This is a genomic window from Stenotrophomonas sp. GQ19 (genome assembly GCF_059758695.1).
The window spans coordinates 130,549-156,711 of record NZ_JCAXES010000009.1 but is presented as its reverse complement, the minus strand read 5'-3'; the positions used below and the strand labels follow the sequence as shown (position 1 = coordinate 156,711).

General features: G+C 67.8%; 22 protein-coding genes. 6 read left to right on the top strand and 16 right to left on the bottom strand.

Annotated elements, in window-relative coordinates; all coding sequences use genetic code 11:
* Window positions 1–193 precede the first annotated feature (193 nt).
* Together pyrF and AC6CHL_RS16485 are read right to left on the bottom strand one after the other, a co-directional pair.
* Window positions 194–925, bottom strand: coding sequence for an orotidine-5'-phosphate decarboxylase (gene pyrF, locus AC6CHL_RS16490; RefSeq protein WP_038691415.1), 732 nt, complete (start codon window positions 923–925; stop codon window positions 194–196).
* Window positions 922–1,851 (bottom strand): 5'-nucleotidase, lipoprotein e(P4) family, encoded by a 930-nt coding sequence (locus AC6CHL_RS16485; RefSeq protein ID WP_038692698.1) that lies wholly within the window; start codon window positions 1,849–1,851, stop codon window positions 922–924. Before AC6CHL_RS16485 ends, pyrF begins: the two co-directional genes overlap by 4 nt.
* A gap of 111 nt (window positions 1,852–1,962) precedes the next feature.
* Here AC6CHL_RS16485 and AC6CHL_RS16480 point away from each other — a divergent pair, with 111 nt between their 5' ends.
* Window positions 1,963–2,625 carry a YceH family protein gene (locus AC6CHL_RS16480; protein ID WP_313244858.1) on the top strand — a complete coding sequence of 221 codons (663 nt, stop codon included), beginning with the start codon at window positions 1,963–1,965 and terminating at the stop codon, window positions 2,623–2,625.
* 171 nt (window positions 2,626–2,796) lie between these two features.
* Here the strand turns inward: AC6CHL_RS16480 and AC6CHL_RS16475 are convergent, their stop codons facing one another.
* Together AC6CHL_RS16475 and AC6CHL_RS16470 are read right to left on the bottom strand one after the other, a co-directional pair.
* The gene (locus AC6CHL_RS16475) at window positions 2,797–3,330 is read right to left on the bottom strand and encodes a GNAT family N-acetyltransferase (RefSeq protein WP_038691419.1); all 534 of its coding nucleotides are present in this window, start codon (window positions 3,328–3,330) and stop codon (window positions 2,797–2,799) included.
* Window positions 3,331–3,482: 152 nt separating this feature from the next.
* Complete coding sequence (locus AC6CHL_RS16470; RefSeq protein WP_038691421.1) at window positions 3,483–5,459, bottom strand: UvrD-helicase domain-containing protein; 1,977 nt, start codon at window positions 5,457–5,459, stop codon at window positions 3,483–3,485.
* Between the two features lie 130 nt (window positions 5,460–5,589).
* Between AC6CHL_RS16470 and AC6CHL_RS16465 the strand changes: the two genes are divergently transcribed.
* Complete coding sequence (locus AC6CHL_RS16465; protein WP_428711487.1) at window positions 5,590–6,210, top strand: thymidine kinase; 621 nt, start codon at window positions 5,590–5,592, stop codon at window positions 6,208–6,210.
* A gap of 50 nt (window positions 6,211–6,260) precedes the next feature.
* Here AC6CHL_RS16465 and AC6CHL_RS16460 read toward each other — a convergent pair whose 3' ends face one another.
* The 7 genes from AC6CHL_RS16460 to AC6CHL_RS16430 form a co-directional block, all read right to left on the bottom strand.
* Complete coding sequence (locus AC6CHL_RS16460; protein ID WP_498295374.1) at window positions 6,261–7,862, bottom strand: OpgD/OpgG family glucan biosynthesis protein; 1,602 nt, start codon at window positions 7,860–7,862, stop codon at window positions 6,261–6,263.
* Between the two features lie 95 nt (window positions 7,863–7,957).
* The gene (locus AC6CHL_RS16455; protein ID WP_498295372.1) at window positions 7,958–10,789 is read right to left on the bottom strand and encodes a protein kinase domain-containing protein; all 2,832 of its coding nucleotides are present in this window, start codon (window positions 10,787–10,789) and stop codon (window positions 7,958–7,960) included.
* 67 nt (window positions 10,790–10,856) lie between these two features.
* Window positions 10,857–11,420 carry an ECF-type sigma factor gene (locus AC6CHL_RS16450; protein ID WP_038691429.1) on the bottom strand — a complete coding sequence of 188 codons (564 nt, stop codon included), beginning with the start codon at window positions 11,418–11,420 and terminating at the stop codon, window positions 10,857–10,859.
* Window positions 11,421–11,485: 65 nt separating this feature from the next.
* On the bottom strand, window positions 11,486–12,298 hold the full coding sequence (gene mutM / locus AC6CHL_RS16445; protein WP_498295370.1) for a bifunctional DNA-formamidopyrimidine glycosylase/DNA-(apurinic or apyrimidinic site) lyase: 813 nt from the start codon (window positions 12,296–12,298) through the stop codon (window positions 11,486–11,488).
* Between the two features lie 36 nt (window positions 12,299–12,334).
* Window positions 12,335–12,955 (bottom strand): hypothetical protein, encoded by a 621-nt coding sequence (locus AC6CHL_RS16440; protein WP_498295368.1) that lies wholly within the window; start codon window positions 12,953–12,955, stop codon window positions 12,335–12,337.
* Between the two features lie 45 nt (window positions 12,956–13,000).
* On the bottom strand, window positions 13,001–13,330 hold the full coding sequence (locus AC6CHL_RS16435; protein WP_498295367.1) for an EF-hand domain-containing protein: 330 nt from the start codon (window positions 13,328–13,330) through the stop codon (window positions 13,001–13,003).
* 42 nt (window positions 13,331–13,372) lie between these two features.
* The gene (locus tag AC6CHL_RS16430) at window positions 13,373–14,575 is read right to left on the bottom strand and encodes a DesA family fatty acid desaturase (RefSeq protein WP_038691435.1); all 1,203 of its coding nucleotides are present in this window, start codon (window positions 14,573–14,575) and stop codon (window positions 13,373–13,375) included.
* Window positions 14,576–14,724: 149 nt separating this feature from the next.
* On the opposite strand from AC6CHL_RS16430, the gene AC6CHL_RS16425 reads away from it, so the two are divergent.
* A complete protein-coding gene (locus AC6CHL_RS16425; protein ID WP_448132653.1) occupies window positions 14,725–15,555 on the top strand; it encodes an ABC transporter ATP-binding protein in 831 nt (276 codons plus the stop codon).
* A 183-nt stretch (window positions 15,556–15,738) separates the two neighbouring features.
* Here the strand turns inward: AC6CHL_RS16425 and AC6CHL_RS16420 are convergent, their stop codons facing one another.
* Together AC6CHL_RS16420 and AC6CHL_RS16415 are read right to left on the bottom strand one after the other, a co-directional pair.
* A complete protein-coding gene (locus tag AC6CHL_RS16420) occupies window positions 15,739–16,944 on the bottom strand; it encodes a DUF4785 domain-containing protein (protein ID WP_498295365.1) in 1,206 nt (401 codons plus the stop codon).
* A gap of 10 nt (window positions 16,945–16,954) precedes the next feature.
* Window positions 16,955–17,836, bottom strand: a complete 882-nt coding sequence (locus AC6CHL_RS16415; protein WP_498295363.1) for a lipase family protein — start codon at window positions 17,834–17,836, stop codon at window positions 16,955–16,957.
* A 258-nt stretch (window positions 17,837–18,094) separates the two neighbouring features.
* Here AC6CHL_RS16415 and AC6CHL_RS16410 point away from each other — a divergent pair, with 258 nt between their 5' ends.
* The gene (locus AC6CHL_RS16410; protein ID WP_498295361.1) at window positions 18,095–18,940 is read left to right on the top strand and encodes an acid phosphatase; all 846 of its coding nucleotides are present in this window, start codon (window positions 18,095–18,097) and stop codon (window positions 18,938–18,940) included.
* Window positions 18,941–19,054: 114 nt separating this feature from the next.
* Here the strand turns inward: AC6CHL_RS16410 and AC6CHL_RS16405 are convergent, their stop codons facing one another.
* The gene (locus tag AC6CHL_RS16405) at window positions 19,055–21,322 is read right to left on the bottom strand and encodes a TonB-dependent receptor (RefSeq protein WP_498295359.1); all 2,268 of its coding nucleotides are present in this window, start codon (window positions 21,320–21,322) and stop codon (window positions 19,055–19,057) included.
* A gap of 223 nt (window positions 21,323–21,545) precedes the next feature.
* Here AC6CHL_RS16405 and AC6CHL_RS16400 point away from each other — a divergent pair, with 223 nt between their 5' ends.
* Both AC6CHL_RS16400 and AC6CHL_RS16395 read left to right on the top strand, forming a co-directional pair.
* Window positions 21,546–22,571 (top strand): TIGR00266 family protein, encoded by a 1,026-nt coding sequence (locus AC6CHL_RS16400; RefSeq protein WP_038691444.1) that lies wholly within the window; start codon window positions 21,546–21,548, stop codon window positions 22,569–22,571.
* A 117-nt stretch (window positions 22,572–22,688) separates the two neighbouring features.
* Window positions 22,689–23,681, top strand: coding sequence for a patatin-like phospholipase family protein (locus tag AC6CHL_RS16395; protein ID WP_498295357.1), 993 nt, complete (start codon window positions 22,689–22,691; stop codon window positions 23,679–23,681).
* A 233-nt stretch (window positions 23,682–23,914) separates the two neighbouring features.
* On the opposite strand, the gene AC6CHL_RS16390 is transcribed toward AC6CHL_RS16395, so the two are convergent.
* Window positions 23,915–24,901, bottom strand: a complete 987-nt coding sequence (locus AC6CHL_RS16390; protein WP_498295355.1) for a hypothetical protein — start codon at window positions 24,899–24,901, stop codon at window positions 23,915–23,917.
* A 179-nt stretch (window positions 24,902–25,080) separates the two neighbouring features.
* Complete coding sequence (locus tag AC6CHL_RS16385; protein ID WP_498295353.1) at window positions 25,081–26,154, bottom strand: DUF6708 domain-containing protein; 1,074 nt, start codon at window positions 26,152–26,154, stop codon at window positions 25,081–25,083.
* Window positions 26,155–26,163 lie beyond the last annotated feature (9 nt).

Genomic DNA, 26,163 nt, shown 5'->3' with positions numbered 1-26,163 from the left:
ATCGCATGTGGGGTGCATCGCGGCGGTCGGCTGGGGCGCGACCCTACCGGGTGTGGCGGGCGATGGCCTGCTGAGAAGAGCCGTCGGCGTTGTTCTGGGGTCGTGCCGCCATCGCATGTGGGGCGTGTGCCCGGCGGGTGGTCGCCCACCCGCCGCACAACGTCGCGGCGGCGGGTCGGGCGGGCCCGCGGGCTCAGGCCTGGCGGGCGCGCCAGGCGGTGGCGATTTCCAGCTGGATGGCGTCGGCGGCGGCACGCGGGTCGCTGGCCAGGCGGATCGGGCGACCCACCACGATGGCATCGGCGCCGTCGGCGAACGCCTGGGCCACGCCCACGGTGCGCTTCTGGTCGTCGCCCACCGGGCCGCCGGGGCGGATGCCGGGGCACACGATGGAGAAACCGGCACCGGTGGCGGCGCGGATCGGCCCGGCTTCCTGCCCGGAGGCGATGACGCCGTCGATACCGGCGGCCTGGGCGGCCAGTGCACGCTCGACCACCACGTCCACCGGTTCGCGGTCGATGCCCATGCCGCGCAGGTCCTCATGGCCCATCGAGGTCAGCACGGTGACCGCGAGCAGGCGCATGTCGCTGCCGTTGGCGGCCGCACAGGCCGCCATCATGGCCGGGTGCCAGCCATGAATGGTGGCGTAGCTCACCGGCCACTGCGACAGGCGTTTGATCACCGCCGCGGCGGTGGCCGGGATGTCGAAGAACTTCAGGTCGACGAACACGCGCTTGTTGCGCGCGGCCAGCGTCTCGAGCACCTGGAAGTACTCGCCGGAGGCGAGCAGTTCCATGCCGATCTTGTAGAACGACACGCTGTCGCCCAGCCGGTCCACCCACGCCAGCGCTTCGTCGCGGCCCGGCACATCGAGCGCGAAGATCAGGCGCTCGTCATCGCGCAGCGGCAGCGGGGCGCGGCTCACGGCGCGTAGTCCAGCGCGGCGCGCTTGGCGTCGTGGCGGGCCTGGCGCGACTGGCTGTAGTCGTTGTTGAACTGCGCCGGCTCGAAGCCGCCGTAGGTCGGGTTGGGCAGCATCCACCAGCGCTCGCCGAACCAGTCGTGGTACTGCTGCAGCAGTGCGTCGCGACCGTCGTTGGTGTTGGCGGTGACTTCCACGAAGTCGCCCAGCTGGTCGCCGAACTGCATCAGCACGCGGTACTTCTGGCCGGCCAGGCGGCGGCGGCAGTTCTTCTCGCTGCCGGCCTGCTCGCAGCCTTCCACCACGGTGCCCAGGCCCAGGAACACGCTGTCGTCGGCCACCGGCAGGCCTTCGGCGCGCAGGTTGGCCAGGGTGGCCTCCTTGAGGTGCACGGCGCGGTTGGAGATGTACAGCAGGGTCACGCCCTTGGCATTGGCGGCCTTGGCGAAATCGACCACGCCGGGGATCGCCTTGGCCTTCTTTTCGGCCACCCACTGGTCCCAGGTCATCTCGTCGTATTCCTTGCCGTCACGCACCAGGCGCGCCTGGTAGGGCGAGTTGTCCAGCACGGTTTCATCCACGTCCAGCACCACGGCCGGCTTCAGGCCCTTGGCGGCGTTGCCGCGCTCTTCGGACACCAGCGCGTCCCAGTTGGGTTCCTTCAGCGCCTTGTCCAGGTGGTCGGCGGCGGCGCGGTAGGTCTGCTCGGTGATGGCCCGGTATTCCTGCGCGCGCTGCATCCACAGCACCGCGTTGAGGTTGTCGTTGGCCGACACGGCGGCATCGGCGCTGGCAGCGGGCGCGCCGGCGGGGGCCGCAGCGGCGGCCGGCGGGGCGGCATCGGCCGGGGCTTCGGTGCGCTTGCAGGCACTCAACGCCATCACGGCGCAGGCAAGCACGGACAGGGAAACAGCAGCAGTACGACGCATCGGGGTCACCAGCAACAAAGTCGCGCCAGTTTACCGGCTTGTCCGGCCCGGTTCATGCCATCGGCGGGGCTCGGCTATGCTGCACGCCCCTGAAACACCCCGGAGCGCGCCATGACCGACGACACCCAGACCCCCGCCCTGCCCGTGCTGAGCGCGGCCCAGGCCCGCGCCCTGGGCTGCCTGATCGAGAAGGAGGCGACCACCCCGGACGCCTACCCGCTGACGGTCAATGCCGCCCAGGTGGCCGCCAACCAGAAGACCGCGCGCGAGCCGGTGATGGCGCTGTCGGCCGGCGATGTGCACCACGCGCTGCGCCAGCTGGAAAGCCTGGGCCTGGCGCGCCAGCAGTTCTCCTCGCGGGCCGAGCGCTACGAGCACCGCGCCGGCAGTGCGTTGGATCTGACCCGGCAACAGCTGGCCATCGTGGGCCTGTTGCTGCTGCGCGGCCCGCAGACGGTGAACGAGCTGCTCACCCGCAGCGAGCGCCTGTTCCAGTTCCAGGACGCCGAGGAAGTGCGCCACCACATCGAACGCATGATCCAGCGCGGTATGGCGGTGCAGCTGCCGCGCGCCAGCGGCCAGCGCGAGGACCGTTACATGCACCTGCTGGCTGGCCCGGTGGACGTGCAGGCGTTGGCGGAGAGCTACAAGGGGTCTTCGTCGAGCGGTGGCGGTGGCAGCCCGGCGCTGGAAGCGCGCGTGCAGCAGTTGGAAGCCACGGTGGCGGAGTTGCAGGCGCAGTTGGCGGAGTTGCGCGCGCAGTTGGGGGGGTGAGGGGCAGCCGACCAACGGTCGGCTCTACCTCGTGGTGTTTGTGTTGTCTGTCCGGCTAAGGGCAGCCGACCAACGGTCGGCTCTACCTCGTGGTGTTTGCGTGATCTGTCCGGCCAAGGGCAGCCGACCAACGGTCGGCTCTACCCTGTGTTGCGTGCCCGGTTGTCGGCGTCAGGGGGCCGGGGCGCCCGGGGTGGCGAACAGCAGCACGACATCCCCGCCATGCGGTGGCGGCAGCAGCAGGTCGCCGCGGTCTTCCATGCCCAGCTTGCGCAGCAGCGCAGCCGAACGCAGGTTGTCCGGCGACACGATGCCGTACAGATCGGTATGGCCCAGCACGTCGCGGGCGTAGTGCATGACCCCGCGCGCGGCTTCGAACGCGTATCCGTTGCCCTCGTACTGGGCCAGCAGCGCGTAGCCGATGTCCGGGGCGGGCAAGCCGTCGCGGCGCACCAGTCCGGCATTGCCCAGCCACGCACCGTCGCTGCGGCGGATGATCGCGTACATGCCGAAACCATTGAGGGTGTAACTGCCCAGCACGCGCTCGGCGGTGTAGTCGCGCGCCTGCGCCAGGGTGCGCACGCCACGGTCGGCGATGTTGCGGATGAAGCCCGGCTCGTTCAGCAGGGCCAGCATGTCGGCCGCATCGTGATCGGGATCGATCAGGCGCAGGTGCAGGCGTTCGGTCTGGATCACGGCGGACATGCGGGTACCGGTGGAAGGCGATACGCCGATTGTGCAATGCGCGCCCCGAACACGGTAGAGCCGACCGTTGGTCGGCTGCTCTTCGAGGCGGGGCATGGCAGCCGACGCGCTTCGGGCAGCCGACCAACGGTCGGCTCTACCCGTGCAGTGGGTCAGTCGAATAGTGCCTGGATCGCGGCCAGGCCCGCGCTGGCGCGCTCTTTCTTGCGCGCGGCGTCGGCGACGGGGTCTGCGCCGTCGCGCTGCATTTCCTCGGCCGGAATTTCATCGAAGAACCGGCTCGGCTTGAGCCGCACGTGCTCGCCGAACTTGCGGGTGAGCTTGCTGTAGCTCATCCACAGCTGCACCTTGGCGCGGGTGATGCCCACGTACAGCAGGCGCCGTTCTTCCTGCAGGTTGCCTTCGTCCAGGCTGACCTGGTGCGGCAGCACGCCATCCTCGCAGCCGATGATGAACACGTACGGGAATTCCAGGCCCTTGGAGGCGTGCATGGTCATCATCCGCACCTGGTTGCCGCCGTCGTCCTTGTCGTTGCGCGACAACAGCGCCAGCTGCGCGGCCAGGTCGGCGGTGGTGGCGCCGCGCGGGCCGCCTTCGAACCACTGCGCCAGTTCTTCGAGGTTGCCCAGCCGACGCTGGTAGACCGATTCTTCCTTGCACGCGCTGCGGAGTTCGGAGACCAGCCCGGATTCCTTCACCAGCTTGCGCACCAGGTCGCCGGAACTGAGCTTGGGCATCTCCGCGCGCAGGTCGCGCAGGATGTCGGTGAAGCGGCTCAGGCCGTTGGCCGCGCGCGGTGGCAGCTGCGACAACGCGCCAATGGCTTCTGCCGCGTGCGCCATCGGCAGCTCTTTCTCCGAGGCAAGTTCAGCCAGCTTGGCCAGGGTGCCGGCACCCACTTCGCGCTTGGGCGACTGCACCGCACGCATGAACGCCGTATCGTCGTCGGGGTTCACCAGCAGGCGCAGCCACGACAGCGTGTCCTTGACCTCCTGGCGTTCCAGGAACGCGGTACCGCCGGTGATGTGGTACGGCGCGCGCACCAGCTGCAGCGCTTTTTCCAGTGGCCGCGACTGGAAATTGCCGCGGAACAGGATGCAGAAATCGCTCCACGGAATCTTCTTCGAGGTCGCCAGGAAGGAGATCTCGGCGGCTACTTTCTCCGCTTCATGCTCGCTGTTGCGGCACTCCCACACGCGGATGCGCTCGCCGTCGGCCTGGTCGCTCCACAGCTTCTTCAGATGCTCGTGCGGGTTGTTGGCGATCAGCGCATTGGCCGCGCGCAGCACGCGGTTGGAGCAGCGGTAGTTCTGCTCCAGCTTGATGATTTCAAGCGCCGGATAGTCGCGCGCCATCTGCTGCAGGTTTTCCGGGTTGGCGCCCCGCCAGGCGTAGATCGACTGGTCATCGTCGCCCACGCAGGTGAAGTTGCCCTTGCTGCCGGCCAGCTGCTTGAGCAGCCGGTACTGCGCATCGTTGGTGTCCTGGCATTCGTCGACCAGCAGGTAGCCGATGCGCTCGCGCCAGGCCACGGCGATCTCGGGGTTCTCTTCCAGCACCTGCACCGGCAGCCGGATCAGGTCGTCGAAGTCGACCGCGTTGAACGCGGTCAGGCGCAGCTGGTAGCGCTCATAGACGCTGGCCGCTTCCTTCTCGCGGGTGCTGCGCGCCGCCGCCATGGCCTGTTCGGGCGACAGGCCGGCGTTCTTGGCGCGCGAGATCAGGTTCTTCACGTCCTCGATGTCGTCGGGCTTGGCGCCGTACATCAGGTCCTTGACCTGCGAGGTGGCGTCGTCCGCATCGAAGATCGAGAAGCCGCGCTTGAGCCCCACCGCGGCGTGCTCGATCTGCAGGAACTTCAGCCCCAGCGCGTGGAAGGTGCAGATGGTGACGTCCTCGGCATCCCCGCCGTGCAGGCGCTTGGCCACGCGCTCGCGCATTTCCTTGGCCGACTTGTTGGTGAAGGTGATCGCCGCGATGCGCCGCGCGGGGTAGCGCTTGGTCGCGATCAGCTGGGCGATCTTTTCCACGATCACGCGCGTCTTGCCGCTACCGGCGCCGGCAAGCACCAGTAGAGGACCTTCGCAGTGCAGCACTGCGGCGCTTTGGGGGGGATTGAGACCGTGCATGCCATCTCCGGGGGAGGAGCATTGTACCGGGCCGCCCGGCCGGGTCGGAGGGCCCGGCCGCGGCGGACGATTGCGTCCGCCGGCCCCGCCGGGCAGCCACGGGAGCCGGCCGGGCGTCTAGAATTGGCCGATGGCCAAGCTCTATTTCTATTATTCGGCGATGAACGCCGGCAAGACCACCACGCTGCTGCAGTCGGCGCACAACTACCGGGAACGGGGCATGCGCGTGGCCATCCTGACCCCGCGCCTGGACGACCGCGCCGGGCGGGGCGTGGTGGCTTCACGGATCGGTCTGAAGGCCGACGGCGTGGCCTTCGACCGCGACACCGACCTGCAGCGGCTGATTGCGCAGGACCTGGAGGCCCACGGGAAGCTCGGCTGCGTGCTGGTCGACGAGGCGCAGTTCCTGAGCCGCAGCCAGGTCTGGCAGCTCAGCGAGGTGGTCGACCAGCTGCGCATTCCGGTGCTGTGCTACGGGCTGCGCACCGATTTCCGCGGCGAGCTGTTCGAAGGCAGCCAGTACCTGCTGGCCTGGGCCGACGAGATGCAGGAGATCAAGACGATCTGCCACAGCGGCAAGAAGGCCACCATGACCGTGCGGGTGGACGAGCACGGCCATGCGGTGCAGGACGGCCCGCAGGTGGAGATTGGCGGCAACGAGCGCTACGTGTCGGTGAGCCGGGCCGAGTTCAAGAAGATCACGCGGGGCGAAGGCAAGATCGAACCGGCCCAGGCACAGTTGCCGATGTGAGCAGCAGCCGGGCATAGCCCGGCGCTACGTCTGGAACGGTTCGCCTGCCCTCAGTACAGCGTGCGCTCCGGCGCGCCCTTCGGCGGCGGGCTGTACTGATACAGCCAGGTTTCGGTCAGGGTCTTGCCGCCGCTGCGCAGGTACAGGCGGATGTCGATCTGGTCGGTGGAATCGTCCGGCGGGACCAGGTCGAACATGGCGCGGTAACCCTTGATCTCGCGCAGCGGGCGCGCCGACACGATCTCCACGCGGCCTCGGCTGGCCTGGACCACCGCTTCCACCTCGCCCTTGTCGATCAGCGCGGCCAGCTCGCCGCCTTCGAAATCCACCGCGAAGCGCCACGAGAAGTACGCCCGCTTCTTGCCGATCACCCCGCCCAACCCGGTGCGGCTGTCCACGCAATGCGCCAGCGGCGTGCGGGCCGGCGGCTGCGCGCCCCAGTACAGGCGGTAGCCCAGCAACAGCTCCTGGCCTGGCTGCGGCTTGGCCTCCGGGTTCCAGAACGCCACGATGTTGTCGAAGGTTTCATCCACCGTGGGGATCTCGACCAGCTGCACCGAGCCCTTGCCCCACTGCCCCTTCGGTTCCACCCACAGGCACGGGCGCTTCTCGTAGAACACCCCGTCGTCCTGGTAGTGGTCGAAGTTGCGGTCGCGCTGCAGCAGGCCGAAGCCGCGCGGGTTGTTGTCCACGAACATGTTGAAGCGCAGGTTGTGCGGGTTGCACAGCGGGCGCCAGATCCACTCGCCGCTGCCGGTCCACATCGACAGGCCGTCGGTATCGTGGATTTCCGGGCGCCAGTCCCAGGCCATGCGGCGGTCGTTCTCGCCCACCTGGTACATGCTGGTGCACGGGGCGATGCCCAACCGCTCGATGGCCTTGCGCGGGTACAGGGCGCAGTCGATGTCCATCAGCAGGGTGTCGCCGTTGGTGATCGCAAACCGGTACGCGCCGGCCACGCTGGGCGAGTCCAGCAGCGCATAGACAACCAGGGTGTTGGAGTCGGCCGCCGGCTGTTCCAGGTAATAGGCGATGAAGTCCGGGAATTCCTCGGGCTTGCCCATGCCGGTGTCGATGGCCAGGCCACGCGCCGACTGGCCGTACTGGCCTTCCTTGCCCACGGCGCGGAAATAGCTGGCGCCCAGGAACGCGGCGAAATCACGGTTGGTGTCCTGGCGGGTGTTGAGCCGGAAGCCGGCAAACCCCAAGTCGGCCGGCAGGTGGCTGCCCTTCAGCCCGCTCTTGCCGTAATCGAACGCGGCCGGGTCGTAGGCCAGCTCCTGCGCGGTGCCGTCGACCACGTCGAACATCCGCACCGGGGAATGGAAGTACAGGCCCAGGTGGAAGAACTTGGCCTGGTACTTGCCGGGCTTGTCGGCCCACAGCGCATGGTCCTGGCGGTAGCTGATGGACTGGTACTGGTCCCAGTCCAACGCTTCCAGCGGCCCGGGCAACGTGCGCCTGTGGGTCTGGTAGGCGGCCTGCGACAGCGCGCGCGCCTGGCCCTTGAGGGTGGCGAAATCGAACGGCTGCGGCTGGCCGAGCCGGCGCAGGCCCACCTGGCTGCCCTGCGCGGCGCAGGCCGGCAGCGCCGGGAAGCCGATCGCGGCCAAGGCCAGGGAGGCATTGCGGATGAAGTCGCGACGTTGCATGCAGGCAGCACTGGCAGGAAAGGGCCGGCCATCATAGGCAGGCGAACGTTAAATCGCCGAGGTGGCGCGCGCGTGGCGTTCAGCCAGCCCGCCGCTCAGCGGGTGGTAGCCAGCGCGGCGGTGGCGCAGGCCTGCAGCGCCTGGTCGATGTCGCGCAGCGCGGCCCCGCCCTGCGGCCACTGCACCCGGGCCTCGCCCTGCAGCCGCAGCAGCGCCTCGCGGCTACGCAGCGGCACCTGCGCGCAGTGCAGCGCGGCCAGGCGGGTGCGCGCCTGCCAGCGCACGGCGGTGCTGGCCGGGTCCGGCGCGCGGCTGTCGGCCACCGCCAACAGCACGCGCTCGGCCTCCACGTCCTGCCCCATGCGGGCCAGGTTGCGGCCCCAGGCCAGCTGCAGGGCCTGTTGCCCGGCCATGGCCTCGGCACCGCCCTGCCGGTGGCGCAGCATCAACTGCGCCAGCTGGTCGCCGGCCTGGCGCGGGTCGCCGTAGGCACTGGTGATCTCGGCCATCCGCAGGTCGGCCTGCTGCACCGACGGATCGTGGTCGCCGCGTTGCGCGGCCTGCCATTGGCGGCCTTCATGCAGGGCGGCCAACCCGGCCTGCCAGCGCCCGGCCTGGGCCAAGGCACTGCCGTAGTCGTACAGGCCCTGCGGCAGCAACCGCACGCAGTCCGGTTGCCGCCAGATCGCCACGGCATGCTCGAAATCGACCACGGCCTCATTGCTGTCACCGCGCTCCAGCGCCAGCAGGCCCAGCGCGTGCCAGCTCAGGCCGGTGTCGCGGTGCTGCTCGCCCAGCGCCAGCCGGGTCAGGCGATGGACCTGCTGCAGGGTCGCGTCCGCCTGGCGCAGGTCACCGCGCTGCAGGGCCAGCACGCCACGCAGGCGCCGGATCGACAAGGTCTCCGGATGGTCCGGCCCATACAGGCTGACCGCATCGGACCAGGCGATGTGCAGGGTCTGCTCGGCGGCCGCCAGGTCACCCTGCGCGGCAAGGGTCTCGCCCAGGTGGCGGCGCAGGACGATCAGCTGCGGTTGGCGCTCGCCGGGCCGCAGCTGCAGCAGCTGCAGCGCCTGCTGGTAGCCGGCCAGGGCCGCCTGCGGGCGGCCGTCGTCACTGTCCAGCGCGGCCAGGTCGGACAGGCTCTCGGCGGTGCCGGCGGTGTCGTGCAGGACGTCGCGGCGCACGGCCAGCGACAGCGCGAAGGCCGCGCGCGCCTCATCGCGGTAGCCCAACAGCTGCTGGCAGCGGCCCAGCTGGGCGTGGTACTCGGCCACCAGGCCGGGCAGCGCGCTGCGCTGTTGCGCGGCCAGCGACTGCATCGGGGTCATGTGCGCCACGCACTCGCGCGAGCGGCCCAGCATGCGCAGCGCGCGTCCGCGCTGGGTCACCGCTTCCAGCTGCAACGGGGGTGGCACCTCGCCCGCCTGCTCCAGCAGTGCGCGCTGGCGGTCCAGCGTCTGCAGCGCAAGTTGATAGTCACCCATGCCGATCCGCAGGCGTCCGATCACGCCCTGCAGATCGGCCAGCGACAACGGCTGATCGGCCAGCTCGGCCTCGCCGCGCTGCTGCCCGGTGGCCAGCAGCTGGCGCACGTCGAAGCTGCCATGGCGCACGCCGGCGGCGCGGTCGAACAGGCCCACGGTGAATTCCTGCATGGCCTGGGCGCGGGCGATTTCGCGCCGTGCCTGCTGCATCTGCCATAGCGCCACCACCGCCAGGCCAGCCAGCGCCACGGCCCCCAGCGAGCCCACCGCCACGCCCCAGCGGTGCCGGCCGATGTACTTGCGCAGGCGGTACAGGGTGCGCTGCGGCCGCGCATGGATGGGCCGGCCTTCCAGGAAGCGGCGCAGGTCCTGCGCCAGCGCTTCGGCCGAGGCATAGCGCTGTGCCGGTTCCTTCTGCAGGGCCTTGAGCAGGATGGTGTCCAGATCACCGCGCAGGCGCCGGGCCAGCCGCCGATCGGCCAGCGTGGGCGAGCTCCCGGCGCTGCCGCGCAGCACCACCGCCGAGGCGCGCGGTGCGGTCACCTCCAGGATCGAGCGCTCCCATTCGGCATCGCTGTGGCGGCGCAACCGGTAGGGCTTACGCCCGGTGATCACTTCAAACAGCACCACGCCCAGCGAGTACACATCGGTGAGCGTGGTGACCGGTTCGCCGCGCACCTGTTCGGGGGCGGCGTAGTGGAGGGTGAACGCGCGCGCCTCGGTGGCCGGATGCTGCGCGTTGTCGCGCGCCTCCGGGTCGTCAAGCAGCTTGGCGATGCCGAAGTCGAGCAGCTTCACTTCACCGTGGGCGGTGACCAGGATGTTGGAGGGCTTCAGGTCGCGGTGCACGATCAGGTTGGCGTGTGCGTGGGTGACCACCGCGCACACCTGCAGCATCAGCTGCAGGCGGCGTTCCAGCGGCAGCTGCAACTGCTGGCAGTAGTCGGTGATCGGCTCACCTTCCACATACGCCAGCGCCAGGTAAGGCTGGCCCTGCAGATCGACGCCGGCATCGAGCAGTTCGGCCAGGTTGGGGTGCTGCAGCCGCGCCAGGATCTCGCGCTCGCGGCTGAAGCGCTGGCGCAGGCCCGGGTCGGCATAGCCACTGCGCAGCAGCTTGAGGGCCACCTGGCGCTGGTACAGGCCATCGGCGCGTTCGGCCAGCCAGACCTCCCCCATGCCGCCCTCGCCCAGCGCGCGCAACAACCGGTAGGGCCCGATCAGGGTGCCGGCGCGGCTGTCCTGCGGGGCGGCGGTCCACAACTGCTGGGCCATGAACTCGTGGCTGTCGCGCTCGTGTTCCAGCAGGCGTTCCAGGTCGTCGGCCAGCGTCGGATCGGCCAGGCGCAGCTGCGCCAGCCGCTGCGCACGCGGCCCGTCGGCAAGTTCCAGCAGTTGGTCCAGCAGCGAAGACACCTGCCGCCAGCGCGACGCTTCCATCGATCTGCTCCCCGAACGATGTACCACCGCCCGCGCCGCCACGCGGGACCGTCATTGCCCGCCGCGTTCAGTCGTCGCGCACCGAGGCCAGCAGGAACATGCGCGCCTTCTGCCAGTCGCGGCGGATGCTGCGCTCCGAGCGCTGGCACAGATCGGCGATCTCCTGTTCGGACAGCCCGGCGAAATAGCGCAGCTCCACCACCTTGGCCAGGTGGCCGTCTACGGCCTGCAGCCGGGCCAGGGCCACGTCCAGCGCCAGCAGGTCTTCATCCAGGCGCACGCCGCTGCTGCTGTTCTCGGGCAGGTCCACCCGTTTGAGGTCGCCCCCGCGTTTGCGCGCCAACCGGTTGCGCGCGTAATCCACCACCACGCTGCGCATGGCCGAGGCGGCATAGGCGAAAAAGTGCGCGCGGTCTTCGAAGCGGGCCGCACCGCGTGCGCCGAGCAGCTTCAGGTAGGACTCGTGGACCAGCGAGGTGGCATCGAGCGTGCGCCCCTGCTGGCCGGCCAACTGGCGCCGGGCCATGCTGTGCAGCTCCTGGTAGAGCAGGGTCAGCACCCGGTCCAGGGCGGCGCGGTCGCCCGCGCGGGCTGAATCCAGCCATACGGTGATATCCGGTGCTTCGTCCATCGCACACCCCCGCCGGTGACGTTGGGCGGACTATACCGCCGCCAAGGCGACGGGCGTGCGAGGGTTCAGCGCTGGCAGTAGCCGCACCAGACGCTGGCGCGCTGGCCGATGGTGGCGTGCCGCAGCAGCCGGCCGCACTGGCGGCAGGGCTCTCCTTCACGGCCGTAAACCAGCAGTTCCTGCTCGAAATAGCCCGGGGCGCCGTCGGGGTTGATGAAATCGCGCAGGGTGGTGCCGCCGCGGGTGATGGCGTAGGCCAGGATCTGCTTCACGGCATCGGCCAGGCGCTGGTAGCGCGCGCGCGAGATCTTCCCGGCCTCGCGCAGCGGGTTGATGCCGGCCATGAACAGGCTTTCGGCGGCGTAGATGTTGCCCACCCCGACCACGATGCCCTGGTCCATCAGGAAGGTCTTCACCGACGCGCTGCGGCCCCGGCTGCGCTGGAACAGGTAATCGCCGTTGAAGGCCTCCTCCAGCGGCTCCGGGCCCAGCCCCGCCAGCAGTGCGTGGGTTTCCCCGGCCGGCTGCCACAGCAGGCTGCCGAACCGGCGCGGGTCGTTGAAGCGCAGCAGGCGCCCGTTGTCCAGGCTGATGTCGACGTGGTCGTGCGCGCGCACGGGGGTATCGCCGGGCAGCACGCGCAGGCTGCCGGACATGCCCAGGTGCAGCAGGGCGCTGCCAATGGCGGTATCCAGCAGCAGGTACTTGGCGCGGCGGCGCACGCCCTCGATCGCCTGCCCGGGCAGCAGCGCGCCGATCTCTTCGGGAATGGGCCAGCGCAGGTCCGGCCGGCGCAGGATCACGCCATGCACGCGGCGGCCTTCCAGGTGCGGGGCCAGGCCGCGGCGGGTGGTTTCTACTTCGGGCAGTTCAGGCATGGGGAAATTCTACTCAACGAGTCGCATGCGCTCCGTTCACTCCTGGACCAGGAATGCATCCTCGACCAGCGCGCTACATCCCCCCAAACGCCAGAGCGCCAGATAGGGCGCGAAATCGATGGCGTCAGGTGCCAGCGGCTGCGAGATGTACCAGCCCAGGTACAGATCCGAAGCGACGTGGTACAGCGCCTCGTCCAGTGCGGCGACCTGCGCGGTGTCCAGCCTGCGCGCATTCCTCACTACCTCGCAGATCACATCGTGCAGGTAGGCCGACGGTTCGGACGTGGACCGAGCCGCTTCCAGTCGGTCGGACGATGTGCTGACAACCGGGACGCTGAGCAGCGTTGCCTGCAACGCCGGTTCGCCATTCGCGCCGGCAACGCGCGCCAGTTCGTCCAGCCACGCACGCGCGGCGGTGGCTCGGGCCTGTGCATTCCCTTCGTGGGCGGGCTGGAGGTAGAGATGATTGCCCCAGCGACCGGCCTGGAGCACGTCCAAGGCGCGCGCCTCCAGGGCATCGGCGTGAGGAAAGGATGCGAACACCTGCGTCAGGACCGCCGCCTCGGTAACGCCCTGCAGCAGGCCCGAGAAGTACCACGTTTCCTGTTCGCTGCGTCCCGCGCAGAATTCACACCATTCCTCGATCAGATCGTCCATGCCGAGCATGATCGCCCAACGCTTCACCTGGTGGCCAGACCACGCTCACCGCGGCGGCGCGGCCAGTTCCTTGGCACTCAGGTACCCGTCGCCATTTGCGTCCTGCTTGTGGAAGCGCTGCATCAGGGTCTGCCGCTGTTGTTCCTTGGTGATCGGGGCGCCCTTGCCGCCGGGCAGTTCATCGGCGCTGAGCACGCCGTCGCCGTTGCGGTCCATGCGCTCGAAGGCATACATCATCCACTGCACGTATTCCTCGACGCTGACCCGGCCATCGCCGTCGGTATCCATGCGCTGCAGGTAGCTGCCGGTGTCGGCCACCTGCGCCTGCGCCATGCCGGCGGCCATCAGCAGGGCCATGCAGGAAAAACGCCGCATGAGGCGGCGTTTTCTACGGTTCATCACGCCAGGGCGCACCGGTCAGTGCGCCGTCAGCGCGTAGCCCTTCAGGCGGGCGGCGTAGGCCTGCAGCGCGGCGATGCCGCTGGCTTCGGCCTCGTGGCACCACGCCTGCAGCAGCTTGAGGCGCTCGGCGGCATCGTTGCCACGCGCTTCCAGCAGGGCCGCCAGACGCGCGCGGTGTTCGACCAGCACGCGGATGCGCGGGCGCTGCTCGACCCAGGTACTGAGCTGGGCGCGGCAGTCCGGCTTGAGCCAGCGGCCGTCGTTGACCAGCCCGCGGCGCATGCGGCGCGGCAGCAGCTTGCGCAGCTTGGCGCCGGCCATCGCCGCCTCTTCACGCAGGGCCGGCACGAACACGTTGCGCTGGTAGTCGGTCATGGCCTGGAAGCGGTGCGACAGCAGCGCCTTCAGGGTTTCGGCATCCGGCACGGCGATGTTCGGGCGTACGTCCATGGACGGAGCCACGCGCAGCACCTTGGCCAGGCGCAGTGCCTGCAGGCCGCGGATGGCGGCCCAGCCGATGTCGAACTCCCAGCGGCGCATCGAGAAGCGGGCCGAGCTGGGGAAGGCGTGGTGGTTGTTGTGCAGCTCTTCACCGCCGATCCAGAACGCCCAGGGGGTCAGGTTGGTGGAGGTGTCGGCCGATTCAAAGTTGCGGTAGCCCCACCAGTGGCCCAGGCCATTGACCACGCCGGCGGCCCAGAACGGGATCCACGCCATCTGGATCGCCCACAGGGCAACGCCCGGCAGGCCGAACAGCAGGCTGTTGATGGCCAGCAGCGCGACCGGGCCGAGGTTGGCGTGCGGGGTGTAGAGCTTGCGTTCGATCCAGTCGTCCGGTGCGCCGCGGCCGTACTGCTCGATGTCCGCGCGCATCGCGCGGGCTTCGCGGTAGAGCTCCACGCCACGCCAGAACACCATGCCGATGCCCTTGGTGACCGGGCTGTGCGGGTCTTCGTCGGTTTCCACCTTGGCGTGGTGCTTGCGATGGATGGCCACCCACTCCTTGGTGATCATGGAGGTGGTGAGCCAGGTCCAGAAGCGGAAGAAATGCGCGATGACCGGGTGGAAATCCACGCCACGGTGCGCCTGGCTGCGATGCAGGTACAGGGTGACGGCGAAGATGGTGAGCTGGGTGAACACCAGCAGCACCAGTGCCATGCCCCACCAGCCGAGGCCGACGACACCGCCGGTCAGGAAGTTGAGGAGCGTATCGAGCATCGCAGGACTCCGGGCCGCGAACGGCCAGCAAGGGAACAGGTACACCTTGGGACATGATGGGGCCTGCAGTTGCAAACTTCATCCGTCTGGTGCGATTTTTGCGCAGTCATTCAGTTGTTTTCCTCCTTCGTGAGCATGCCCCCGCATTCATGACAGTCGCAGCCTCTTCGGCGCCCCTGGCCGCCAACGTCCCCCTGATCGAGCTGGACCGTGCCTGCGTGATCCGCGGCCAGGTCCGGGTTCTGCACGACCTCAGCCTGCGCATCGCCCAGGGCCAGCACACCGCGCTGCTGGGCCCCAACGGCTGCGGCAAGTCGTCCTTCATCAAGCTGATCACCCGCGAGCTGTACCCGCTGGCGCATGCCGATGGCAGCGTGGCGGTGCGGGTGCTGGGCCAGAACCGCTGGCAGGTGGACCGGCTGCGCTCGCAGCTGGGCATCGTCACCGGCGATCTGAGCAGCAACCTGGCCGACATGCCCGGGCTGACCGTGGAGGAAGCGGTGCTGTCGGGCTTCTTCGCCAGCTTCGTGGTGCCGGCCTTCCGCGAGGTCACCGACGACATGCGCCAGCGCGTGCGTGAAACCCTGGCTCTGACCGGTGCGCTGGCGCTGCTGGCGCGGGGCTATGCCGAGCTGTCGGCCGGTGAAACCCGGCGCGTGCTGATCGCCCGGGCGCTGGTCAACCGGCCGCAGGCGCTGCTGCTGGACGAGCCGTCCACCGGGCTGGACCTGATCGCCCGCCAGCACCTGATCGCCACCATGCGCCGGCTGGCCGCCGAAGGCATCACCCTGGTGCTGGTGACCCACCACATCGAGGAGGTCATCCCGGAGATCGCGCGGGTGGTGCTGCTGCGCGGTGGCCGGATCATCGCCGATGGGCCGCGCGACGACCTGCTGCGCGACGCGCCGCTGTCGGAAGTGTTCGGCGGCCCGATCCAGGTGGTGGAGCACGAGGGCCGGCTGAGCGCGTTCGCCGGATAGGGCGCGCAGCCACCCATGGGGTGGCGCTACCTTGGCGCGTGACGGGTACCGTGTCCGCGCCCCCAATGGTAGAGCCACGCCATGCGTGGCTGGCGGTGCACGGGTGCCCGATGAAAGGCAGCCACCCATGGGGTGGCTCTACCGCCGGGCGACGGAGGGTATCGCCTCCGTCGCCCGCGGTGCCTAGAACTTCAACGCCACCGCGCGTGACTCGATCGGTGCCATCCGTCCCTGGTCCTGCAGCTGCAGGTCGCGCAGCTCGAACGGGGCTGTATACCCGCGCGGCAACGCCACGCTGGCGAAGGGCAGCGCGATGGCGCCCGGGCCGGCGCGGTCGAACCACGCCGCGCTGTGCGCCTGCGCCACCGGCCGCAGCTGGCCGTCCGGGCCGGTGGCGTACAGCGTGCCGCGCGCCTCGTAGCGACCGGGCGCACCAATCTGCAGCGGCAACGTCACCGTGCGGCGGGCGAGGTCCACGTCAGCTTGGCCGGTGAAGCGCGCGGTGGGCTGGGCCACCGCGAAGGCCACCTTGCCATCACGCTGTACCCCGTTGGCGCTGACGAAGGCCTGCAGTTCCCACAGCCCCTGCACCGGGCCGATGTCCTGCGGGATCGTCACGCGTGCGCGCAGGCCATCCTTGCCGGCCACCAGCGGCACCGGCCAGCTGCGGCCATCCGGGGCCACCAGCAACGCCTCTCCACCGGCCGGCAGGGTGCGCGCGGCCGCCGTGGCACCGCCCAGCGTGGCCGTGCCGCGGTCATCCAGCAACCGCGCGCTCAGTTCCACGCTGCCACCGGCCAGCACCTGCTGGCGGCTGGCCTGCAGCTTCAGCGCCACCGTGCTGTTGGGCTCCAGCACCTGCACCACGTAGCGGCCCTGCGCCTGGGCGCTCTGCAGGCGATAGGTACCCACCGCGGCACTGCGCCCGGTTCGCACCATGGCGCTGCCCTGCCCCACCGCCATGCCGGCCGCACGCAGCTGCTGGTCATCCACCACCTTGTCCACCGCCAGCGTGCCGGCCGGGTCGCGCACCTGCCACTGCTGCGGTGCCAGCGCGCGGGCACCCGGCGCCGGGCTGACCTGGATCACCGCATCCGGTGCGGTCAGCGGCAGGTCCAGGCCGCGTTGCAGGGTGGCCGCGTCCACCATTTCCCAGTAGCTGCGGCTGGTGGCCACGAAGGGCGCAGGCGCGGTCAGCGTAGCGGCGGGGTCCAATGCCCAGGCAAAACTCACCGGGGCCCGCTCGATGCCGTCGGCCTGCAGGGGCGCGCTTTCCACGCGCGGCGCCAGCTGGTCGCTGCTGCGGGCCAGCAGCGGCTGCGCGGCGTGCAGCGGGAGGGCCACCAGCGCCGCGGCAACAGCGGCGGCAATCGTCAGTCTTGAAGTCATGGCGTGCTCCTCACAGGGTCAGGTCGTTGCGCAGGATCGTGCCCAGGCCGAAGCACTCGCGGCGGCTCTGGTTGTGGCTCAGCGGCTCGGCGCCCTGGGTGCGCGCCTTGTCGGTGAACCACAGCGTGCCGGCGGCCTTCTGGCTGCTGCACTCCAGGAACCCGTCCGAACAGCTGTTCAACCAGTTCTGGGTGAACTCCAGCCCCACGTTCTGCGCATACCCGCCGCAGTAGCTGTTGCTGTCCCACACCGCCGACTCCACGTCCGAGCCGACCACCGCGCGGAACGGCTTCGGCAGCGCCGGGCGTCCGGCGGTGCCATACAGGTTCTGCGCGTTGTAGGTGGCCATGTGGCCCACCTGCTGCTGGCGCACGGCGTCGCTCTTGTAGCCCAGCAGCCAGCCCACCGAGGTTTCAAACGTGTTGCCGTTGAGCGCGGCATCTGCCAGTGGCGTACCGGCCGAAGACGGTGCCAGCGCGGTGACCTTGCCGATGGTCTGGATGATCTTCGGGTAGCGGCTGTCGTAGGTGGGGTTGGACAGGATCCAGCGCACCACGTTGCCGCCGTTGGAATGGGTGATCACCACCAGCCTGGTGATGCCCTTGGTGTTGATGAAGGTGGTCAGCTGCCCAGCGAGGCAGCCAGCCGCCTCGGGCTTCCACATGTACTGTTCGAAATCGCAGTTGATGACCGTGTAGTTGCTGCTGTTGGGCAGCCCCTGGCGCACGGTGTCGATGATGCCCGGCTGCCAGTAGTCCGTACGTGCATCGGTCTGCTTGCCGGTGCCGTGCACGAACGCCACGCCCACCACATCGGCCGCGTGCGTGGTGCCGCACGCCAGCATCAAGCCCAGGGCGAGTCCACCGCCCGTCCATCCCGCGTTGCTTCGCATCCGTTTGCTCCCTTGCAGGTGATCCCCCTGATGACCGGCGCTACCGCGTTGCCATGCAGTGCATCTATCCATAGAGATATGACGAGTGATGGCGCCTGCGCCGAAGCTATGTCGCGCGGCGGCCCAATTCCGTGAACCAGTCGCGGGTTTCCGTCATCCGACTGCCGGGCGTGCCGGATCTGGCCGCATGACGAACGGCCACTGTCGCGGCCGGGTGAAGCTGCGATCATGCCGGCTCCCCCTTTGCGAGTCCTGCCGATGTCGTCGTCTGCCGCCCCCGTCCTGCGCCCCCTGCTGACCGTTGCCGTGCTGGTGGCCCTGGCCGGCTGTACGACCACCGGCGCACCGCGCACCACGGCCGTGGAGGCATCGGTCACGACCAAGGCGGTGGGTTACCTGCAGGCCGACGCGGTGCCAGCCAGCCTGGCGCTGGTGCCGGCCCCGCCGGCAGCCGGCTCGGCCGGCTTCGCGCTGGACGAACAGGTCAGCCGTGAAGCCCGCGCGCTACGTGGCAGCCCCCGCTTCGCGCAGGCCCATATCGATGCCGAGCTCGGCTTCCCGGCCGGTGCCAACCAGTTCTCCTGCGCCATCGACATGGACGTGGACGCGGTAAAGACGCCCGCGCTGTACCGCCTGCTGGAGCGCAGCCGGATCGATGCCAGCTCGGCTACGCGCACCGCCAAGAAGCACTACCAGCGCGCGCGCCCGTTCATGGTCAACGGCGAACCCACCTGCACGCCCGACGATGAAGAAGGGCTGCGCGGCAATGGCTCGTACCCGTCCGGCCATACGTCCATCGGCTGGGCGTGGGCCTTGATCCTGTCGGAGATCGCCCCCGAGCGCGCCGATGCAATCCAGCTGCGTGGCCGCAACTACGGCGAGAGCCGCCTGGTGTGCAACGTGCACTGGCAGAGCGACATCCTGGAAGGGCGGTTCATGGGTGCGGCCGCCGTGGCACGCCTGCACGACAACGCCGCGTTCAACAAGGATCTGCTGGCTGCGCGCAAGGAGATCGCCGCGGCACGCAAGGCCGGGCTGCATTCCAGCCGCGATTGCGCCGCCGAGGAAGCGGTGTTGAAGGTGCGGCCTGAGAGCGCGTTGTAGGCGCGTTGGGCAGCCGACCAACGGTCGGCTCTACCGGTATGACGGAAAACGGCGCGGATTTCTCCGCGCCGTTTTCGTTTGCCGTGCGTACCCACCCACGGTGGGTACCTACCTTCAGAACTTCGCGGTGAACTCCACGCCGAACGTGCGCGGTTCGTTAAGGAAGCCGGTGAGGTTGTTGAAGTCGATCGCGCCCACCACGCGCACCTGGTCGGTCAGGTTGCGGCCGTACACGGCCACGTCGTACTGGCCGTAATCCCAGTTGTAGCCCAGGCGCAGGCCACCTTCCAGCGACGAGCGGCTGCGGAACTCCGGCGACTCGTACAGGAAGAAGTTCACTTCACTGCGGTAAGCCCAGTCGGTGTACACGTACAGCTCGCTGGCGTCGTTGATCGGGAAACCGGCGCGCAGGGTCAGGTTGTGGATCCACTTCGGCGCCTGCGGCAGCGAATTGCCGTTGACCAGTGCGTAGGTGGAACCGTCGATGACCGTCGTGGGGTCGGTGATGGTGCAGCCGCCACCGCAGATCGCCACCGCCAGGTCGCGGTCCTTGATCTCGGTGTCGTTGTAGCTGCTGCCCAGGGTGAGCAGCACGTGGTCGGTGAGGTAGGCCTCGAAGTCCAGTTCCACGCCCTGGCCCAGGGTCTTGTCGGCGTTGAGCAGGGTGGCGGTGTTATTGCTGCCGCCCACCGCGATCAGCTGCTGGCCATCGACGTTGTAGCGGAACACGTTGAAGCCCAGGCGCGCACGACGGTCGAACAGGTCGGCCTTGATGCCGGCTTCATAGGAAATCACCTTCTCCGAGTCGGCCTGGGAGACGCCACCGAAGGCCAGACGGCCCTGGATCGACGGCGCACGGAAGCCCTTGGCCACGCGTGCATAGGCGTTGAGGTTGTCGGTGATCTGGTAGACGGCGCTCAGGTCCCAGCTGACGTCGTTGACGTCGGTGTTGGCCAGGTACGGGCCGCTGACCGGCGTACCGAACGGCACGGCCTGCAGCACGCTGGCGCTGAAGTCCTTCTTGTCCTGCGTGTAACGCACGCCACCGCGCAGCTTGAAGCGCTCGGTCACGTCGAAATCGCCGGACACGAACGCCGCCCAGGCCTTGTTGCGCTGGCTCTGCACGGCATGGCCGTTCTGCGGGTTGCCCGGGGCCAGCGAGTCGTAGTTGAAGCTGTCGATGGTGACGTCTTCATCGAAGTAGAACAGCCCCGCCTGCCAGTCGAAGCGGCCCCATTCGTTGGATTCGATGCGGAACTCCTGGGTCCACTGGCGGTGGTGCGGCAGGCCATCGGCCGACTCGGAGGCGAACGGGATGTTGCCCGGGCCATAGTTGCCTGCGCCGAGGAAGCTGGCGCCGTAGCCGCCGTCGATGTCGCCGTGGTTGAGCGATTCGGCGGTTTCATAGCCGGTGATCGAGTGCAGCGTCACCCGGCCCAGGTCCCACTTCAGGCGCGCGCTGGCGCCCCAGGTTTCCAGTTCCGAGAAGTTCTGGCCGTCGGTGGAGACCTCGTCGCGGTCGAAGTTCTCGACCAGCTGGTTGGTGCCCGGCTTGAGGATGTTGGCGCGGAACAGGCGCGCGGTGCCGTTGAGCTTGCGCTTGTGCACGTTGAACAGCGCTTCGAGGTCGTCGCCTTCGTACAGGAACTGCAGGCGGGCGGCGGCTTCGTCGTAGCCTTCAAAGCCCTGCGCGGGCGCATTGGCGCGGGTATTGGTCACCCAGTCATCGCGGCGCTGGTACAGCGCCGACACGCGTGCCGACCAGCGGTCGGTCAGCGGACCGCCGTAGGCGCCCTGCGTGTTCCAGGTGTTGTAGCTGCCGTAGGCCACCTTGACGTAACCGTCGGCGTCCTGCGACGGGCGCGCCGAATCGAACTTGACCACGCCGGCCGGGGTGTTGCGCCCGAACAGCGTGCCCTGCGGGCCGCGCAGCACTTCCACACCGGCCAGGTCGAACAGCGGGAAACCCTTCAGCAGCGGGCTTTCCTGCACCACGTCGTCATACACCAGCGAGACCGGCTGGGAGGCATTGAGATCGAAGTCGGTATTGCCCAGGCCGCGGATGTAGAAGCGCGGGAAGGCACGCCCGTAGGACGATTCGATGTTCAGGCTGGGCACGCGCGCGGACAGGAAGCGGATGTCGTCGCCGGCCGAACCGAGCACGTCGAGCTTCTCGCCCTGGATGGCCGAGATCGACACCGGGACGTCCTTGGCGTTTTCCACACGGCGCTGGGCCGTCACCTGCAGGGTGTCGAGGGCGACCGGATCCTTGGTGGCGGGGGCGTCCTGGGCTGCGGCCGTCAATGGCAGCAGGGCGGCAAGGGCGATGACGAGCGGGTGCACGGACGGAAACCGGCCGTGGGCAGTGCGGTTCGGGAACATGGCGTTTTAGGCTGTGTTGGGAGGGGTGGTGGACCGGCGCTACCAGACAATTGTTGCAGTACAGCAACAGCGTCGCAAATTCCGGTCATTCATTACCAAGATCCGGCCACCCGGATGTGAAGACGGGTTGCGGTTTTCGACGCCGATCACGACTTCCGGCCCACTCAGCCTTCCGTCGACCGCCCTAGACTGGCTCCCTCCTCCGTCTGCCAGGCACACCGCCATGACCCAGTGGTACTTCCATACCTCCGGCCAGGCCGACCGCACCGGTCCCCTCGACGATGCCGCCGCCCGCAAGTACGCCCACCTCAACCCGCGGGCGCTGGTCTGGTGCGAGGGCATGAGCGGCTGGATGGCGATCAGCGAGGTGCCCGAGCTGCTGGCCGGCAGCGTCGCCCCGCAGGGCGCGCCGCCGCCCCTGCCCGGCCCCGGTGGCCGCAGCCAGCGCGCCGACGACATCGAGTTCCGCATCGTCGGCCATGAAATGCAGTTCGTGGAGATCGAGCTGGACCCGGGCGAAAGCGCCATCGCCGAGGCGGGCGCCCTGATGTTCAAGGACGCCGCGGTGCAGATGGACACCGTGTTCGGCGACGGCTCGCACAGCGGCCAGGGCGGCGGCTTCATGGACAAGCTGATGAGCGCGGGCAAGCGCGTGCTCACCGGTGAAAGCCTGTTCGCCACCCTGTACACGCACACCGGCCAGGGCAAGGCCAAGGTCGCCTTCGCCGCGCCCTACCCCGGCACGGTGCTGCCGATGAAGCTGGACCAGCACGGCGGCCGCCTCATCTGCCAGAAGGACAGCTTCCTGGCCGGCGCGCGCGGCGTGCAGATCGGCGTGCAGTTCCAGCGCAAGATCATGACCGGCCTGTTCGGCGGCGAGGGCTTCATCATGCAGAAGCTGGAGGGCGACGGCTGGGTGTTCGTGCATGCCGGCGGCTGCGTGGTGGAGCGGGAACTGGCCGCCGGCGAGCGGCTGGACGTGGACACCGGCTGCATCGTGGCCTACCACGCCAGCGTGGACATGGACGTGCGCCGCGTGGCCGGCATCAAGAGCATGGTGTTCGGCGGCGAAGGCGTGTTCCTGGCCACGCTGACCGGCCCGGGCAAGGTGTGGCTGCAGTCGCTGCCGTTCTCGCGCCTGGCCGGGCGCATGTGGATGGCCGCGCCCCAGGCCGGCGGGCAGAGCCGTGGCGAGGGTTCGGTGCTGGGCGGCATCGGCCGGATCCTGGACGGCGACAACCGGTTCTGAGGGGGCCGGCCGGTGGCCGGCAACCCGATATAAACCGGCGCTCCGCCATTGCCGGCCAACGGTCGGCAGTACCGGTATGCTGACGCCCTCGATGCCCATTCACTTTCTGCCACGCCGATGAAATCACTGCACCGTATTCGCCTGACGCTGTCTGTTGCCGCTCTCGGCCTGCTCGCCGGCTGCGGCGGTGACCCCGTGCGCCCGACCCCGCCACCGGTGGCCACCCCGGTGGTGCAGGCCAAGCCGGTCAAGATCGGCATCGCCCTGGGCGGCGGCGCGGCCAAGGGCTTTGCGCATATCGGCGTGATCAAGATGCTGGAAGCCAACGGCTTCGAGCCGGTGGTGGTGTCCGGCACCAGCGCCGGCAGCGTGGTCGGCGCGTTGTACGCCAGCGGCATGGACGCGTTCCAGATGCAGTCCAAGGCCGTGGCCCTGGACGAAGCCAGCATCCGCGACGTGCGCCTGTTCTCCGGCGGCCTGGTGCAGGGCCAGAAGCTGCAGGACTACGTGAACGCGCAGGTGGGCAACCGCCCCGCCGAAAAACTGCAGAAGCCGTTCGCGGCCGTGGCCACCAACCTGGACACCGGCGACCGCGCCGTGTTCGTGCGCGGCAACGTGGGCCAGGCGGTACGTGCGTCCAGCAGCATCCCCGGCGTATTCGAGCCGGTGAAGATCGGCAAGAACAGCTTCGTCGACGGCGGCGTGGTCAGCCCGGTGCCGGTGGATGCCGCGCGCCAGCTGGGCGCGGACTTCGTCATCGCCGTGGACATTTCCAGCAAGGCCAGCGGCAAGTCGCCGACCGGGATGCTGGGCATCGTCAACCAGTCCATCTCGATCATGGGCCAGCGCCTGGGCGAGCAGGAACTGGCCCGCGCGGACATCATCATCCGCCCCAAGGTGCTGGAGATCGGCGCAGCCGATTTCAGCCAGCGCGGCTACGCGATCCTGGAAGGCGAGAAAGCCGCGATGGCGGCGATGCCGCAGATCCGCGCGAAGGTGCAGCAACTGCAGCGGGCGCGTGCGGCCGCGATGGCGCCACCGCCGCCGAAGCCCAAGTGCGATGAACCGTCGCGCGTGGGACGCCTGATGGGGCGCAAGGAAAAGTGCTGATCAAGGTTCTGTAGCGCCGGGCTCTGCCCGGCTGCTCTCCCCCCAAACGACGCAATTGCACCGGCCCCTGCCTACGCTGCACTGCCGCTCGCCGCGTTCAATCCGTCGGACCCGGCGGCAAAGTGCCGGTTCCGAGATGCCATTGAACGACGCTTGGACAGTGCAACCGGTGCCGCGTACCCGATGTCTTAATCGCGGCATGCGTCATGGTCCTCAACATGCTCCAAATGGTTCTAGGACGTTTTAGAGGTGATCAGCATCACCCAGAACGCACCTACGGCCAGCCAGAACACACATCCGATCGCTATCGAAGCGAACAGCCAGCGTCTGGCCGGTGCGAACATGCCACCGCGATGACGCGCAAGTGTCCGCAGCTTGGACTCCTCCGGAAGCGCTGCGAATCGCTTTTTCCAAGGCCCCAACGCGGCTTCACCGCAGGGTCCAAGCGAGATCTTTGCGGCCACAAGCTCAGCAGCCAGCAAAGGAAGCGCAATAACGGTGTTGATGATAGTGCCCAGCGCTATCCAGCCTGACCAAGGCCTCTCCCCAAGCCAGCTGGCGCCCAACGCGGGGACCATCCAGATGCTTGACGCGATGCGCTGCATCCAGCTCATATGAAGCGACGCCAATCGGAACGCGGGTAGCGCTTCAAGAGTTTTGCCCATGTATGCCTCAAAGAACCCGTATCTCAGCGAACCAGCACTGACAACGTCTCCTCGGCCCACTACAACCTCCCTTCCAACCCTGCGCGAGGTGCTGTCAAACTCTGCGAGGATGAGCAGTTGCACCTGAGCACCACCTGCGGTTCCAACGGCCCGCACGATGCGTATGAAAGGCTTCAGATTTGCCCAATCCAACGTTGTGACACGGTCAGCACCGTAGTGCTTTACCGTCCCGTCTTCCCGATTGAACAGCACTGGCTCAATGCGACTTTTGCATCTGATGGAACTTAGTATCCATATACAAAATGGAATGCTTATGCAGATAAACGCACCAGGGATAGCGGCTGCTACGTAGTCATTATGCAGCGCAATGAACTTGATAATTATGCGCATAAAAACAGCATCAACCAGTAAAATGACACCAATCATCCAGAGAGCGCCACCCTTGGCTCCAGAGAGCATTGTCAGGTTAGGCGCAACAACAAGCTCTCCCTCACCGATGTCCATGACAAAGTCGAGATCCACCTCCTCTGGACGCCAGTGTTTCAATGGGTACATGACCCCCTCCCGCCCACGAACAGGGGATGAGAAGTCAACCAACTCAACAGACTCGTTTGCAACAATTTCTTTCACAAAACTGGCCTTCCGCCGTTGATGGTCGAGTTATACCTTCCCTGTAGATCCGTCCTTCATTTGCAGTGAGAAGGTGCGCTCTAGCCATCTCACCCAAAGCGAAGCTAGGGTCCTGATGAAGCACTGTTGTTGTCGACGACCTTGAGCGCCGACGCTCTGAGCTTCGCGGCCATCTCCGGGCCGTAGTCATCTGCAGTAGTCAGCTTCGGCACGGGCGCACCGGGCAGTCCGGCGCGACGAATGATCCTGGGCCACCATGTAGGCCAGCACATAAGCAGCGAGAGCCAATGGCAGATGCTGTGGAGTAGCAGCAAGGGCGAGAGCAGAAGCGCGAATGTGAGCACCATCCCCTTGTCACCGTTGTGCCAAGAAGGCTTCATAAAACTCAAAGTTGATCGAACAGAATCCCATGGCCAAGGAAACATCGAACGAAGCCTGGTCGGACTAGGAACGGCATTGATGCCCTCCTCCATGTAACGCCGGATGTACTCCCATAGTGCTTCAGCCCTATCGCGGTCTGACAGAGTACCGCCGACCAGACTAAAATCGTCGAAACCTGCACCGCTGTAACGCGCCGGCCAAACTAGTGCGAGCACGCCATCGCCAAGACGCGAGCCCTTGTCACCGCCGCTTATATCCGCAACGGTAGACTCCCAGGGAAATGTCACGATTCCGCCGGCATAGGAGGGACGATTTATGTGCACCTGCCGGGTGAGTCTGTTAAAGCGAATCACAAGCCGTCGCTGAGTGAAGATCTCCAAGCGAATCCAGCGCCAGCCGAATCGAAAAAGAACAATGTTGGCCGCAAGCCAAACAAGGATAGAAAGGGGAGCGAATATATATCCCTCAGTAGTGAGGGGATATCCCATAGGGCCTATGCCCGAAGAGACGCTCCCGATGCCCGGGAGAACTAGATTGAAAAATATCTGGTATTGAAGAAAATACATTAATCCAATGAATAGGAATGCAACTACGCCTCGCCGATCCTCCTGCCAAGCACCCTGAACGTCAATGAAATTCTCGCCAACACTAAAAAGTGCGAATCCGTCATCTGGCGGCACTTCAGCTCTTTGCCTGATGTTGGGGTAACCCGCGCCCTCCCGCTCCGCCGTACGAAGCGACGAGGCGACGTCTTTAGACGTCTTCGATTTCCAGTACAGCATTTCAAGAAGATACATTTTGGCCCG

Excerpts from the sequence above, each read along its gene's own strand:
- AC6CHL_RS16485 (WP_038692698.1), bottom strand. The coding sequence starts at position 1,851 with ATGCGTCGTACTGCTGCTGTTTCCCTGTCCGTGCTTGCCTGCGCCGTG.
- AC6CHL_RS16480 (WP_313244858.1), top strand. The coding sequence starts at position 1,963 with ATGACCGACGACACCCAGACCCCCGCCCTGCCCGTGCTGAGCGCGGCC.
- AC6CHL_RS16475 (WP_038691419.1), bottom strand. The coding sequence starts at position 3,330 with ATGTCCGCCGTGATCCAGACCGAACGCCTGCACCTGCGCCTGATCGAT.
- AC6CHL_RS16470 (WP_038691421.1), bottom strand. The coding sequence starts at position 5,459 with ATGCACGGTCTCAATCCCCCCCAAAGCGCCGCAGTGCTGCACTGCGAA.
- AC6CHL_RS16465 (WP_428711487.1), top strand. The coding sequence starts at position 5,590 with ATGGCCAAGCTCTATTTCTATTATTCGGCGATGAACGCCGGCAAGACC.
- AC6CHL_RS16460 (WP_498295374.1), bottom strand. The coding sequence starts at position 7,862 with ATGCAACGTCGCGACTTCATCCGCAATGCCTCCCTGGCCTTGGCCGCG.
- AC6CHL_RS16455 (WP_498295372.1), bottom strand. The coding sequence starts at position 10,789 with ATGGAAGCGTCGCGCTGGCGGCAGGTGTCTTCGCTGCTGGACCAACTG.
- AC6CHL_RS16450 (WP_038691429.1), bottom strand. The coding sequence starts at position 11,420 with ATGGACGAAGCACCGGATATCACCGTATGGCTGGATTCAGCCCGCGCG.
- mutM (WP_498295370.1), bottom strand. The coding sequence starts at position 12,298 with ATGCCTGAACTGCCCGAAGTAGAAACCACCCGCCGCGGCCTGGCCCCG.
- AC6CHL_RS16440 (WP_498295368.1), bottom strand. The coding sequence starts at position 12,955 with ATGGACGATCTGATCGAGGAATGGTGTGAATTCTGCGCGGGACGCAGC.
- AC6CHL_RS16435 (WP_498295367.1), bottom strand. The coding sequence starts at position 13,330 with ATGCGGCGTTTTTCCTGCATGGCCCTGCTGATGGCCGCCGGCATGGCG.
- AC6CHL_RS16430 (WP_038691435.1), bottom strand. The coding sequence starts at position 14,575 with ATGCTCGATACGCTCCTCAACTTCCTGACCGGCGGTGTCGTCGGCCTC.
- AC6CHL_RS16425 (WP_448132653.1), top strand. The coding sequence starts at position 14,725 with ATGACAGTCGCAGCCTCTTCGGCGCCCCTGGCCGCCAACGTCCCCCTG.
- AC6CHL_RS16420 (WP_498295365.1), bottom strand. The coding sequence starts at position 16,944 with ATGACTTCAAGACTGACGATTGCCGCCGCTGTTGCCGCGGCGCTGGTG.
- AC6CHL_RS16415 (WP_498295363.1), bottom strand. The coding sequence starts at position 17,836 with ATGCGAAGCAACGCGGGATGGACGGGCGGTGGACTCGCCCTGGGCTTG.
- AC6CHL_RS16410 (WP_498295361.1), top strand. The coding sequence starts at position 18,095 with ATGTCGTCGTCTGCCGCCCCCGTCCTGCGCCCCCTGCTGACCGTTGCC.
- AC6CHL_RS16405 (WP_498295359.1), bottom strand. The coding sequence starts at position 21,322 with ATGTTCCCGAACCGCACTGCCCACGGCCGGTTTCCGTCCGTGCACCCG.
- AC6CHL_RS16400 (WP_038691444.1), top strand. The coding sequence starts at position 21,546 with ATGACCCAGTGGTACTTCCATACCTCCGGCCAGGCCGACCGCACCGGT.
- AC6CHL_RS16395 (WP_498295357.1), top strand. The coding sequence starts at position 22,689 with ATGAAATCACTGCACCGTATTCGCCTGACGCTGTCTGTTGCCGCTCTC.
- AC6CHL_RS16390 (WP_498295355.1), bottom strand. The coding sequence starts at position 24,901 with ATGTACCCATTGAAACACTGGCGTCCAGAGGAGGTGGATCTCGACTTT.
- AC6CHL_RS16385 (WP_498295353.1), bottom strand. The coding sequence starts at position 26,154 with ATGTATCTTCTTGAAATGCTGTACTGGAAATCGAAGACGTCTAAAGAC.